Genomic DNA, 12,225 nt, shown 5'->3' with positions numbered 1-12,225 from the left:
AATATGAAATTACTAGAAGGAAAAACCGCAATCATCACAGGAGCGAGTAGAGGAATCGGAAGAGGAATTGCCGAAGTATTTGCAAAACAAGGTGCAAATGTAGCTTTTACTTATAGTTCTTCTGCAGAAGCGGCAAAAGCTTTAGAAAATGAATTAATAGCTTTAGGAGTAAAAGCAAAAGGATACCAGTCGAATGCTGCGGATTTTAACGAAGCACAGCAGTTAGTAGACAATGTAATTGCCGAATTCGGAAACGTTGATATTTTAATTAACAATGCCGGAATTACAAAAGATAACCTTTTAATGCGTATTTCTGAAGAAGATTTCGATACGGTTATTGATGTTAACTTAAAATCGGTTTTCAACATGACAAAAGCAGTTCAGAAGATCATGCTTAAAAATCGTGCGGGATCGATTATCAATATGAGTTCTGTTGTGGGTGTTAAAGGTAATGCCGGACAGACAAACTATGCTGCTTCCAAAGCGGGTGTAATCGGTTTTTCAAAATCGGTGGCGCTTGAATTAGGTTCCCGTAACATCCGTTGTAATGTAATTGCACCGGGATTTATTGAAACGGAAATGACAGCAAAATTAAACGAAGATGTAGTTAAAGGATGGAGAGAGAACATTCCGTTGAAACGTGGCGGAACTCCTGAAGATGTGGCTAATGCCTGCGTATTCTTATCGTCAGATCTGAGCGCTTACGTTACCGGTCAGGTGTTAAACGTAGACGGCGGTATGTTAACCTAAACGTTTGTTTATTTAAGAGAACTCTTTTATAATCATCCATTTAAAACCTTAAAACAGGAATGACTACATCTACGATTGTATTACTTATATTATCCGCTATTGTAGCCTTTGGTTTAGCGTTTTATCAATACTTATACAAAGCCGGAAACAGATCGAAAGTGTATCTGTTTTTGGCTTTGCTGCGTTTTATAACGCTGTTTGCCATTTTTGTGTTGCTGATCAATCCGGTCATCTCCCGGAAAAACTACCAGGATGTTAAAACGCCTTTGCCGGTTATAGTGGACAATTCCCAATCGGTTAAAGAGCTCAGACAGGACAACCTGGCACGAATTTTAGCTAAAAAGATTGGGGAGAACAGTGCGCTTAAAGACAAATACGACGTTCAGTTATATACTTTTGATGCCGGTTTTAATGCCGATGGTAAGCTGGATTTTAAAGGAAAGCAAACCCATATTGACCAGGTAGCCCAAAACTTAAAGCAGTTTTACCGCAATCAGCAATATCCGGTTGTATTGCTGACGGATGGTAATCAGACCATCGGAAACGATTATGTGTACAGCTTTCAGCAAAACACTACCGTTTATCCGTTGGTTTTAGGGGATACAACGACCTTCCTGGATTTAAAAATCAATCAGCTGAATGTAAATAAGTATGCCTTTTTAAAAAATAAATTTCCGGTAGAAATATTTCTGCAATATAACGGAAACAAAAATGTAAATGCAGTTTTCAGTATCCAGCAGGGAAACGGAACGATTTACAAACAACAGGTTAATTTCAGTCCGGGTAAAAAAGCACAGGTAGTTTCGGTTTTACTGAATGCCGATAAAGTAGGTGTACAGAAATTTAAAGCCGTTATCACCTCGGCCGAAAAAGAAAAGAACCAGTACAACAACGTTAAGAACTTTGCGGTTGAAGTAATGGATCAGCGTTCGGAAATTGCTTTGGTTTCGGCGGTAAGCCATCCCGATTTAGGGGCGATCAAGCGTGCTGTTGAAGCTAATCAACAACGTAAAGTAACGATTGTTAATCCAAATGAAATCAGTGATTTAAAAGATTATAACGTTTTAATATTGTACCAGCCGAATGCGGAGTTTAAAAAGCTTCTGGACCTGAATAAAAATGTGCAGCTAAACAGCTGGGTGATTACCGGAATGAATACCGATTTCAATTTGCTGAATCAGTACCAATCCCAGATCCAGTTTCGAATGGGCGGACAGAAGGAAGATTATGCTGCCGACTTTAATACGCAATTCAATTTGTTTGCTTTAGAGAATATCGGCTTTGAATCGTTCCCGCCGTTGCAGCATCCTTTTGGTACGATAACGGTAACCGGAAATGCCAATACCTTGCTGCAGGCGAGAATCCGCAACATTAAATCGGAAAGTCCGCTTTTTGTATTTACTGAAAACGGAGTAAAGCGCAATGCGTATCTTTTTGGAGAGAATATCTGGAAATGGCGCGTGGAAAGTCATTTAAAAACCAAATCATTCGAACAGTTTGATATTTTTATGGATAAGACGGTACAGTTCCTGGCGTCGAATGCTTTAAAAAAATCACTGGTGGTTACTCATGAAAGTTTTTACAATTCCGGGGAAACCATTGAAATTACCGGACAGTATTTTAATAAAAACTATGAGTTTGACGAAAATGCACAGCTGACAATTCAGCTAAAGAATAAAAACACGAATGCGGTTAAGAATTATGATTTCCTGAAAGGGAATAATGAATATAAAGTCAATCTCGACGGACTGGAAGCCGGGCAGTATAGTTTTGTGGTAAAGGAAAACAGCTCCAAAACGTCTTATGCCGGAACATTTGAAGTGCTGGATTTTGAAATTGAAAAACAGTTTGTCAATCCGGATACCGCCCGATTAAACCAATTGGCGGCTAATACTAACGGAAAAGTGTTTTACCCGGATCAGGCAGATGCCTTGATCAGGATGTTACTGGAAAACCCGGAATATATACCGGTGGAAAAAGCGGTGATTACCAAATCGCCGTTAATTGACTGGAAAGGATTGCTGATCCTGCTGGGATTAACCCTGGCACTGGAATGGTTTATCAGGAAATATAACGGATTGTTGTAATGCTATCCTATAAAAATCCCGCTGCAATTGCAGCGGGATTTTTGTTTAATATAATTCGTTAAAGCTTTGCGAATACTTATTCGTTAAGTTTTATATTGTGTTTTTCGGCTATTTTTTTAAAAACTTCTTCCTTGTTTTCATTTTTTAGTTTGGAATAAAAGATGCCTATCAATTGTTCTGTGTCTTTGGCGTAATCTGATTTTTCTTCCGTATAAATGCGATGTGCCGTAAAAATATTATCAAGCGCTTTTTCATAATCATTAATCAAGAAATAATTTTTTCCGGCACCAAAATAACCTTCGGCATTATCAGGATGGTATTTTTTTAATTTTTCATAAATAATTATCGCATTTTTAAAATCAGATTTAAAACCATAAGCTACACCTATGTTCATTAATGCAAAAGTGCCTTCGGGATATATTTCCAGCGATTTTTTGTAATACCTGATCGCTTTGTCGTAATCCTTTAACTGTCTGTAACAAAGTCCTAAGTTGTCATAAGCCATAACGAATTTAGGGTCGTTTTTGATAGCATTCAATAATGATTCTATTGCTACGTCATACTTTTGTAAATCAATCATATCATCTGCAATAGTGTATGCGTTTTGCGCTTTTTCATTTTTTGAAGCAGTGTAGAATTGTTTTTCTTTTTCGATACTATTGCTTTTTTTAATACTGTCACAGGTTTTGGGTAAAATTGCTGTAATTTTTTGAAACAGATTTTGAATCCCGTCAACGGTATTGAAATGTTCCCGGTTTTTAGCATCCGGATCACTAAAAACGACAGTCGTAGTAGATGTTACGATACATTCCCGGGTGTTTTCTTCTGTTAACTTTGATTTAGAAGCCAGGCATTCGCATGATTTGATTGCAATTTTTTCTTCCAAAGTTTGTCCGCATAAAAGGTGAAAGCTGATAATGCTTATTAATGTGAAAAATTTTGTCATATCTCTTTTGAAATTTTTATTCTGGAAAATAATAGGGTTTATGATTGGGCTGAGAGTAAAGTGGGTATAAAAAATCCCGACTATTGCTAATCGGGATTTTTTATATGGTTTTTTGTAGAATGAATGCTAATCTTCGTCTTCTTCGTCCTCGTCTTCATCATCATAATCACGATCTTCATCGTCATCATCATAATCATCGTCATCTTCGTCGTCATCTTCATCATCGTCACCGTCTGCGTTTTTCTTCACTTTTGGTGCTTTGGGCTTTTTCACTTCTTCGTCATCACCGTCTTCAATGTCAAGTCCTTTGATGTCAATAGCGTCGTCTGCTGCGATATCTTCATCGTCTTCGTCGAAATTCTCGATTCTGTCAGCCAGTTTTGTACTTACTTTTACTAAGTAGATAGTATCTTCGGTACGTACTTCAACTGCTTCAACAGTTTCATTTTTAGCGTTTTTGAAACGGATAACGTCGGAGTCATCGTATCCGTCCGGGAACCTCTCAACCAAAAGGGTTAAGATTTCATTCGTTAATTTAGCGTAATCTACAATTACTCTTTTCATTCGTTGTTTTTTAATGCTTGTTGTTATTCAAATGTAATATCCTAAAACTTTATTTTCAAATAAAATTGACTATTTTTTTAGGTTGTACATTAAAAAAAATTACATATCTAAAAGGTAAGCAAAAATTAGCGGTGCTACAATTGTTGCGTCAGATTCGATTACAAATTTAGGCGTATTGATGTCTAGTTTACCCCAGGTGATCTTCTCATTCGGAACCGCTCCGGAATAGGATCCGTAACTTGTTGTAGAATCAGAAATCTGACAGAAGTAGCTCCAGAAAGGAACATCGTGTATTTCCATATCCTGATACAGCATCGGAACCACACAGATAGGGAAATCTCCTGCAATACCACCACCAATCTGGAAGAAACCAACACCTTTATTGCTGTTTTTGCTATACCAGTCTGCCAGGAAAGTCATGTATTCAATACCGGACTTCATTGTAGATGCTTTTAATTCGCCTTTGATTACATAAGAAGCAAAAATGTTACCCATTGTACTGTCTTCCCATCCCGGAACAACAATCGGCAGGTTTTTTTCTGCTGCAGCATACATCCAGCTGTCTTTTAAGTCAATTTCGTAATATTCTTCCAAACATCCTGAAAGTAACATTTTATACATGAATTCATGCGGAAAATAACGCTCACCGGCATCTTCTGCATCTTTCCAGATCTTGTGGATGTGTTTTTGCAAACGACGGAAAGCTTCGTGTTCCGGAATACAGGTATCGGTTACACGGTTTAATCCTTTTTCCAATAAATCCCACTCATCCTGTGGTGTTAAATCACGGTAGTTTGGTACACGCTCATAGTGAGAGTGTGCTACTAAATTCATGATATCTTCTTCAAGGTTAGCTCCTGTACAAGAAATTATCTGAACTTTATCCTGACGGATCATTTCAGCAAAAATCTTTCCTAGTTCAGCAGTACTCATCGCACCTGCTAATGTTACCATCATTTTTGCACCGTTCTGTAATTGTTGCTCGTATGCTTTAGCAGCATCAACTACTGTGGCAGAGTTGAAATGTAAATAATACTTTTCAATAAACTGACTGATTGGTCCTTTACTCATTACTTAAATTATTTAAAAGTTAGGGTTTGCCGGTTTGGGTAACCGTATAAACCTCCTGAATTTATTTTTCTTTTTTCTCGTATCCTAAAATCTTCAATACATCATCGGCAGTTTGCTGTTCCGAGAATACTTCGGTAGCAATGATGCCGTTTTCGTCGCGGTCAATCAAAATGTGTTTCGGCTGTGGAATCAGGCAGTGGTGTAATCCGCCGAATCCGCCGATAGTTTCCTGATATGCACCGGTGTTAAAGAAACCGATATATAATGGTTTTTCTTTGTTGTATTTAGGCAGGTACACGGCATTCATGTGTTGTTCCGAGTTGTAATAATCGTCACTGTCGCAGGTTAATCCACCCAGGAGTACTCTTTCATAGGTGTCGTTCCAGCGGTTTACGGCCATCATAACAAAACGTTTGTTGATTGCCCAGGTATCCGGCAAAGTGGTAATGAAAGACGAATCGATCATGTTCCATTTCTCTCTGTCGTTTTGCTGTTTCTGATACAATACCTGATAAATTGCTCCTCCGGATTCTCCAACAGTGAAAGAACCGAACTCGGTAAAGATGTGTGGTACCGGAACATCGGCATCATCACAGGCAATTTTGATCTGGTTTAAGATCTCACTAATCATGTATTCGTAATCATATTCGAATGCCAGTGAGTTTTTAATAGGGAAACCGCCGCCAATGTTAAGACTGTCCAGAGTAGGGCATTCTTTTTTCAGGGCGATATATACTTTCATACATTTTAAAAGCTCATTCCAGTAATAGGCCGTATCACGAATTCCGGTATTGATAAAGAAGTGTAACATTTTTAGTTCCACATTCTTGTTTTCCTGAATTTGTTTTCTGTAAAAAGGAACGATGTTTTTATAACCGATTCCTAAACGGGACGTATAGAACTCAAATTTCGGTTCTTCTTCCGCAGCAATACGGATACCGATTTTGAATTTACCGTTGATTTTTTCCTGTAATAAATCCAACTCTTCATAGTTGTCAATTACCGGAATGGTGCGCGCATGACCGTTGTTGATCAGCTTGGCGATATTGTCAATATATTGTTCGCGTTTAAAACCGTTGCAGACAACATAGGTGTTTTTGTTGATTTTCCCTTGCTCCATAAGGTTTTCTACGATGTTAACGTCGAAAGCCGAAGAAGTTTCAATGTGAATGTTGTTTTTAAACGCTTCATTCATAATGAATTCAAAGTGGGAACTTTTGGTGCAGTAGCAATAGTAGTATTTTCCTTCATACTTGTGTTTTTCCATCGCTTTTCTAAACCAGCCTTTGGCTTTGTTGATGTTGTTGGAAATCTGCGGTAAGTAGGTAAATTTTAAAGGGGTACCGTATTGTTCTACCAATTTCATCAAATCGATGTTGTGAAATTGCAGGTTGTCTTTATTTAAGGTGAATTCCTCTTGCGGGAAATAGAATGTCTGATTGATTAAGTCGTAATATTTAGTGTTCATTTTTGTGTAAATCGTTAAGTTATATTAATAAATTCTGTGACAGTATTTGTAATACAACCTGATTTTCAAACTCTAATATTAGCGTACATTATCTGCAGTTTTTCATGCAGGGGATTGGTAAAAAGGAAAATATCAAAATTTCTAACACTTTTAATCGAAAAAACAATCCGCTGCATTTTTGACAAGGACTTGTTTTTTCTGGTGTTACCATTGTTAGGGATGTGTGTATTTTGACCGTTTTTCATCGCGACAAATGTAAAAAATATTACAGCGTATTTAAAAACAATTTTATTAAAAAAATATTAGTTTTTATAATCTTCAAAAGCCTTGTAAATCAAGGGGTTTTCGACCTCCTGATTGATTTTTACATCACCAATACCGTTTAGCAATACAAAACGAACGCTGCCGAACTCATTTTTCTTATCGTGGATAAGTAAATTCAGGATCGCATTTATATCGTTTTCGGTAAACATTACAGCAGGGTAAATATCGGAAATTACTGCTTTGATTTCCTGGTATGCTGCCGTATTTATAAAACCTTTTTCAAGTGATAAAAAGGCTTCCAGTATCATACCAACGGCAATTGCTTCGCCATGTAATAAAGTGGTTTTGTCGTCGCTTTCCAGGAAATAACTTTCAATGGCATGTCCTAAAGTATGCCCGAAATTCAATGCTTTACGGATGCCTTTTTCGGTAGGATCCTGCGCTACCACATTATTTTTAATCGCAACCGATTGATGAATTAAATTATTCAAATCATTTGTATCCAAGCTGCTTAAGTCTTTAAATTGTTCCCAGTAGTTTTTATCCTGTATCAAACCGTGTTTCAGCATTTCTGCCAGTCCGGAACGCATTTGTGTCTGGGGTAAAGTTTCCAGAAAATGAGTATCGACCAGTACCGCTTTCGGGTTTTGGATAACGCCCACCTGGTTTTTAAGACTGCCCAGATCCACACCGTTTTTACCGCCCACGGAAGCATCCACCATGGCTAACAGGGTTGTCGGGACATTGATAAAATCGATCCCTCTTTTATAGGTACAGGCAACAAACCCGCCCAGGTCGGTTACGACACCGCCGCCCACATTCAGGATGATGCTTTTTCTGTCGGCACCCAGTTCTGTGAGGGCATGCCAGATCTCCACACAGGTTTCGATGGTCTTAAAAGCCTCTCCGGCATCAAATTCGATGATTTCAATAGGTACTTCTGTAGCCAGATTGGCTAAAAAGTCCGGCAGGCAATATTGAGCCGTTTCACTGTCAACTATTATAAAAATTTTGGAATACACCTCCTTTAAAAGGGTTTCCGTTAAATATTCATAACTGTTTTCGTTAAAATGAATGGCATAACCATTTGCTTGTATTGTGTGCATCGCTGAAATATTGATAATCGAACGGCAAAATTCGTGATTTTTTATGAAATATTCTTAAACTGTAGTTATATTTGCATGTATATTTTCAATACTACTAATGGAAAAGATATTCAACAATACGCAGGTTGCTTTTGCACTTAAAAGCGATACAGAGCTTGACAGAGCTTATTTTCTTTTTAAAATGATCGACAATGAACCGTTGGTTAAAATAGGAACAGCCGTTACCAATTTTGCTTTAAAGGCACATCTTCCGGTAGAAGGATTAATCCGGGCTACGGTATTTGACCATTTTTGCGGTGGAGTGAGTGAGGATGACTGTCTGAAAGTGGTGGACAGAATGTTTACCAAAGGTGTGACTTCGGTACTGGACTATTCCGTTGAAGGAAAAGAAGACGAAGCTCAGTTTGATGCCGCTTTGGAAATGACCTTAAAAACGATTGAATTTGCCAAAGAACGTCAGGCGATTCCTTTTGCAGTGTTTAAACCAACCGGATTGGGACGTTTTTACCTGTATGAGAAATTAGGTGAAAAACAAACGCTGACAGCCGATGAGCAACAGGAGTGGGACAGAGTAGTGGCACGTTTTGAAAAAGTGTGTAAAACGGCTTATGAAAAAGATGTTGTACTGCTAATTGACGGGGAAGAAAGCTGGATGCAGGATGCTGCGGATGAGTTGGTAGCAAACATGATGCGCAAATACAACAAGGAAAAAGCAATTATTTACAATACGCTGCAAATGTACCGTTGGGATCGGTTGGATTACTTAAAGAAACTGCATGCGGAAGCAAAAGCGGAAGGTTTTCATATCGGTATGAAAATCGTTCGTGGGGCGTATATGGAAAAAGAGCATAAAAGAGCAGAAGAGAAAGGCTATAAAACCCCGATCTGTGCTTCTAAAGAGGCAACCGACATTAATTATGACAGCGCAATCCAGTACATGATCGAGCATATCGATACAATGGCGATCTTTGCCGGAACGCATAACGAAAACAGTTCGTACCGTCTGATGCAGTTAATGGAGGAGCACAATATCCCGAAACATGACAGTCGCGTTTATTTCGGACAGTTGTATGGTATGAGTGATAATATCAGTTATAACCTTGCTGCAAACGAGTATAACGTATCGAAATATTTACCATTCGGACCGGTTCGTGATGTGATGCCGTACTTAATCCGTCGTGCAGAAGAAAACACTTCTGTGGCCGGACAAACCAGTAGAGAACTGACCTTACTGAAAACAGAAAGACAACGTCGAAAAATAGAAGATAATTAAAAAAAAGCCTCCAATTGGAGGCTTTTTTATATTTCAATCCGCAAGAATAAGCAATAGGCTACTGCTAACCGACAGTAAAAAGGAAAACAGGTAAGTCGACTTAAAGACGAGTTTATCAACGGCAATCCATTTTAGAGTAGCTACGATTAGAACAGCCTGGTTGGCAATAAGTAAAGGAATAGTGATGATTTCTCCTAAAATAGTTACTGCCTGAATCGTTGTGTCGGTATAGCTGTATAAAATTAAAGCTGAAAAATACAGGCAACACACGATGCTTGCGATGAATATAAATGTTCTCATATTTTAGTTTTTTACGGTTTATGATTGTGTTTTTAATCCTTGATTTACTTAGTGAGCGTTAGTCCAAAAGAAAGGTTTCGTTTTGTTTTGGGATCAACATTGTTCTCCAATACGGTATTTAAGGGCTGGAGTTTCTTTCTTCCGTCAAAAGTGTATCTTAAAAAGGTTTTGGCGGTATAATCGTTTGTTGTCCTATCGGTTAATAGAGGTCTTACGGAATTGTTATTGGCTGTTAAAGTTCCATTTACAGCAACATCGCCGATTACTTCAATACCAATAAACAGCCCGTTTTCCGATAGTTGAATATCGGAATCTGTCAGATCAAGTTCAACTTTTTCCTGCTTTAAAGAATTACGGTTATAAACGGCGCTGGTAAATATTTTATCATGAATCTGCTCCTGCTGCACCGTATATAAATTAATCCGGAACAACGTTTTGATGTCTTTTTCTGTTTTTTCAAAGCGTTTCTTTTCAAAACGCAATTCCAGTTTGGTTATCATCGCATTTGTGTTTCCGGTACCTGGAATTATTAAAGTGACCAGTTCTACCCGTGAGGATATTGGAAAACTACCGTGATTAAAGCTCTTTTTCAAAAAATCAATATGTTTGACACTATTGGCGTTTGTAATTATTATTTCATGTAGCGGCTTTGTTTTAGGCGACATTATAATGGTGTCCTTTATGAGAGCTGCTTTAATCGAATAATTGTTATAAGCAATATGGGATAGCATTACGCTATCATTGGATTTATTATTTACGGTAAAATATCCTTTTTCATCGGTATAGGTTCCGTCATTTTTATTGTACCGGACAGTTATATACGGAATTGGTTTTTGGGTTAAGGAGTCAATAACCAGTATCTTTTGGGAATGCAATTGTATTGCGGTAAACATAAACAGGAATAGAAATAGGATATGTTTTTTCATCATATTAGGTTAAAGTTGGTACCCACAATAAATCAAACCTCAAACTTCGAATATCAAATATCAAATATTGGATTAGCATCCAACAACATCACAACCGGTATTGACCCATAATACATAGTAACAACAGTTTCTGTAACAGGAATTTTCCTCAAGTGAAAAAGGAGGACCACAGGATGTTCCCCAAAATTTCATTGCGGTAGCTGGGGATGAATCTCCCTTTTCAATTTCGTTAATTAAGTCAGTTCTGACAAATGATTCAAAATGACTGTTTGTTGTAAAATTAATCAGATCAGTAGCATGCTGTATAAAATCATAGCATACAATTTCAAATAATTCTCTTTTATAATCAGCAAAGTATAAAAGTTCCTGATAATCTTTACTGGTAACAATATAGCCGGAAATACTTTTGCCGGATTCATTTAAAATTTCTGAAATAATAAGTGTTTGTTTATTGACCGTAGTTTCAAGAGATTTTCCCAGGTTATACCTGCTTGGGTAGTAATTGTCTAAAAAATCAGTAGTCTTATTTTTTATAACCGCTACTTCATTTTTTTCATTGCCTAAAAATAGGCCTGCACTTAATAAAAACAGCAATAGTGCTACTTTTAAAAATAAATTTTTCATAATAGCTAAAACTTCCCTTTGCAGATTGCTGCCATTAAGGACGATAATTTCAGGTACTTTTTCTGGATACGATACCGCCCTGTCAACTTCAATTTTCATGGATCTGCTAACGTTTCTATATTGGATTCAGAAGTAATTGTAGTTCAAAAAATCCATCCGTTTAGTAGTTCTTTAAAAATTAAGGTCAACCTTATAAAATACTGCATGCCTTGTTTTACGTTGATTTTTACGTTTTTGAAAAATAATTGTGTGCTAAATAAAGTATAATTCTGGAACATCCGGATGCCAAAATAACAATAATTCTTATTTTGAGTATAATTGCGTATATAGAGTCAGATTATACTGTATTTCGTTGTCAATAAAACCAAAAAAGCCACTCAGTGTATGGCTTTTAAATAGCATTTTTTCAGGTATCAAACCTCAAATATATTCACTTCCTCAAGGTCATTAAAAAAGGCAGCACAATCAGTTTCTAATATAACGAGCAACTGTAACAATCGTTTTATGGAAAGAGTGGTTTTTCCATTTTCAATGCGTCCGTAATAGCTTTGTGAAATATTCATCCGCAAAGCTATATATTCCTGCGAATACTTTTTTTCAAGTCGCAACAGCCGGATTTTAAGCAGTACCCTGTTAACCATAATAATCGTTTTTATTTAAAATAAATGGTGGCGGGGAAACAGCAATATAAAGAAAATATCAAAATATAAATAATATTCTAATTTATTTTATACCAAATAGGTATTATTTAGAACTATATGGTTTAGGAAAATTGCGAAAACATTTTAAAATTTGAGTTTAACTTTTCTGTAAAAATCAGGCAGAATTTAAACGCAATGCGATATG

At 37.1% G+C, this 12,225-nt stretch carries 12 protein-coding genes; 3 read left to right on the top strand and 9 right to left on the bottom strand.

Annotation, left to right across the window (positions count from 1 at the left end; all coding sequences use genetic code 11):
• Positions 1-3: 3 nt before the first annotated feature.
• Together fabG and BGO42_RS11175 are read left to right on the top strand one after the other, a co-directional pair.
• Positions 4-750 carry a 3-oxoacyl-[acyl-carrier-protein] reductase gene (fabG, locus tag BGO42_RS11180; protein ID WP_177734544.1) on the top strand — a complete coding sequence of 249 codons (747 nt, stop codon included), beginning with the start codon at positions 4-6 and terminating at the stop codon, positions 748-750.
• 59 nt (positions 751-809) lie between these two features.
• Positions 810-2,837, top strand: coding sequence for a hypothetical protein (locus BGO42_RS11175; protein WP_273246966.1), 2,028 nt, complete (start codon positions 810-812; stop codon positions 2,835-2,837).
• 76 nt (positions 2,838-2,913) lie between these two features.
• On the opposite strand, the gene BGO42_RS11170 is transcribed toward BGO42_RS11175, so the two are convergent.
• From BGO42_RS11170 to aroB, 5 genes are all read right to left on the bottom strand, one after another.
• On the bottom strand, positions 2,914-3,783 hold the full coding sequence (locus BGO42_RS11170; protein WP_273246967.1) for a tetratricopeptide repeat protein: 870 nt from the start codon (positions 3,781-3,783) through the stop codon (positions 2,914-2,916).
• A 126-nt stretch (positions 3,784-3,909) separates the two neighbouring features.
• Complete coding sequence (locus BGO42_RS11165; RefSeq protein ID WP_273246968.1) at positions 3,910-4,347, bottom strand: DNA primase; 438 nt, start codon at positions 4,345-4,347, stop codon at positions 3,910-3,912.
• 99 nt (positions 4,348-4,446) lie between these two features.
• Positions 4,447-5,418 (bottom strand): deoxyhypusine synthase family protein, encoded by a 972-nt coding sequence (locus BGO42_RS11160; RefSeq protein ID WP_273246969.1) that lies wholly within the window; start codon positions 5,416-5,418, stop codon positions 4,447-4,449.
• 61 nt (positions 5,419-5,479) lie between these two features.
• On the bottom strand, positions 5,480-6,886 hold the full coding sequence (locus BGO42_RS11155) for an arginine decarboxylase (protein WP_177734539.1): 1,407 nt from the start codon (positions 6,884-6,886) through the stop codon (positions 5,480-5,482).
• Positions 6,887-7,188: 302 nt separating this feature from the next.
• On the bottom strand, positions 7,189-8,256 hold the full coding sequence (aroB, locus tag BGO42_RS11150; RefSeq protein WP_273246970.1) for a 3-dehydroquinate synthase: 1,068 nt from the start codon (positions 8,254-8,256) through the stop codon (positions 7,189-7,191).
• Positions 8,257-8,353: 97 nt separating this feature from the next.
• On the opposite strand from aroB, the gene BGO42_RS11145 reads away from it, so the two are divergent.
• Positions 8,354-9,529, top strand: coding sequence for a proline dehydrogenase family protein (locus tag BGO42_RS11145; protein WP_273246971.1), 1,176 nt, complete (start codon positions 8,354-8,356; stop codon positions 9,527-9,529).
• Between the two features lie 33 nt (positions 9,530-9,562).
• On the opposite strand, the gene BGO42_RS11140 is transcribed toward BGO42_RS11145, so the two are convergent.
• From BGO42_RS11140 to BGO42_RS11125, 4 genes are all read right to left on the bottom strand, one after another.
• Positions 9,563-9,829 carry a hypothetical protein gene (locus tag BGO42_RS11140; protein ID WP_273246972.1) on the bottom strand — a complete coding sequence of 89 codons (267 nt, stop codon included), beginning with the start codon at positions 9,827-9,829 and terminating at the stop codon, positions 9,563-9,565.
• Between the two features lie 44 nt (positions 9,830-9,873).
• Complete coding sequence (locus tag BGO42_RS11135) at positions 9,874-10,758, bottom strand: carboxypeptidase-like regulatory domain-containing protein (protein WP_286749306.1); 885 nt, start codon at positions 10,756-10,758, stop codon at positions 9,874-9,876.
• A 69-nt stretch (positions 10,759-10,827) separates the two neighbouring features.
• The gene (locus BGO42_RS11130) at positions 10,828-11,478 is read right to left on the bottom strand and encodes a hypothetical protein (RefSeq protein WP_273246974.1); all 651 of its coding nucleotides are present in this window, start codon (positions 11,476-11,478) and stop codon (positions 10,828-10,830) included.
• Between the two features lie 314 nt (positions 11,479-11,792).
• A complete protein-coding gene (locus BGO42_RS11125; RefSeq protein WP_273246975.1) occupies positions 11,793-12,020 on the bottom strand; it encodes a helix-turn-helix domain-containing protein in 228 nt (75 codons plus the stop codon).
• Between the last annotated feature and the right edge of the window lie 205 nt (positions 12,021-12,225).

The organism is Flavobacterium sp. 40-81, from assembly GCF_001898245.1.
GTDB lineage: Bacteria > Bacteroidota > Bacteroidia > Flavobacteriales > Flavobacteriaceae > Flavobacterium > Flavobacterium inviolabile.
Note: the sequence above shows the minus strand (reverse complement) of the source record. Positions and strands in the feature narration are given on the sequence as shown.

What these genes read in the sequence shown, in the direction of transcription:
- fabG (WP_177734544.1), top strand. Translation starts at nt 4, where the DNA reads ATGAAATTACTAGAAGGAAAAACCGCAATCATCACAGGAGCGAGTAGA.
- BGO42_RS11135 (WP_286749306.1), bottom strand. Translation starts at nt 10,758, where the DNA reads ATGATGAAAAAACATATCCTATTTCTATTCCTGTTTATGTTTACCGCA.
- BGO42_RS11145 (WP_273246971.1), top strand. Translation starts at nt 8,354, where the DNA reads ATGGAAAAGATATTCAACAATACGCAGGTTGCTTTTGCACTTAAAAGC.
- BGO42_RS11155 (WP_177734539.1), bottom strand. Translation starts at nt 6,886, where the DNA reads ATGAACACTAAATATTACGACTTAATCAATCAGACATTCTATTTCCCG.
- BGO42_RS11160 (WP_273246969.1), bottom strand. Translation starts at nt 5,418, where the DNA reads ATGAGTAAAGGACCAATCAGTCAGTTTATTGAAAAGTATTATTTACAT.
- BGO42_RS11170 (WP_273246967.1), bottom strand. Translation starts at nt 3,783, where the DNA reads ATGACAAAATTTTTCACATTAATAAGCATTATCAGCTTTCACCTTTTA.
- BGO42_RS11165 (WP_273246968.1), bottom strand. Translation starts at nt 4,347, where the DNA reads ATGAAAAGAGTAATTGTAGATTACGCTAAATTAACGAATGAAATCTTA.
- aroB (WP_273246970.1), bottom strand. Translation starts at nt 8,256, where the DNA reads ATGCACACAATACAAGCAAATGGTTATGCCATTCATTTTAACGAAAAC.
- BGO42_RS11140 (WP_273246972.1), bottom strand. Translation starts at nt 9,829, where the DNA reads ATGAGAACATTTATATTCATCGCAAGCATCGTGTGTTGCCTGTATTTT.
- BGO42_RS11130 (WP_273246974.1), bottom strand. Translation starts at nt 11,478, where the DNA reads ATGAAAATTGAAGTTGACAGGGCGGTATCGTATCCAGAAAAAGTACCT.
- BGO42_RS11175 (WP_273246966.1), top strand. Translation starts at nt 810, where the DNA reads ATGACTACATCTACGATTGTATTACTTATATTATCCGCTATTGTAGCC.
- BGO42_RS11125 (WP_273246975.1), bottom strand. Translation starts at nt 12,020, where the DNA reads ATGGTTAACAGGGTACTGCTTAAAATCCGGCTGTTGCGACTTGAAAAA.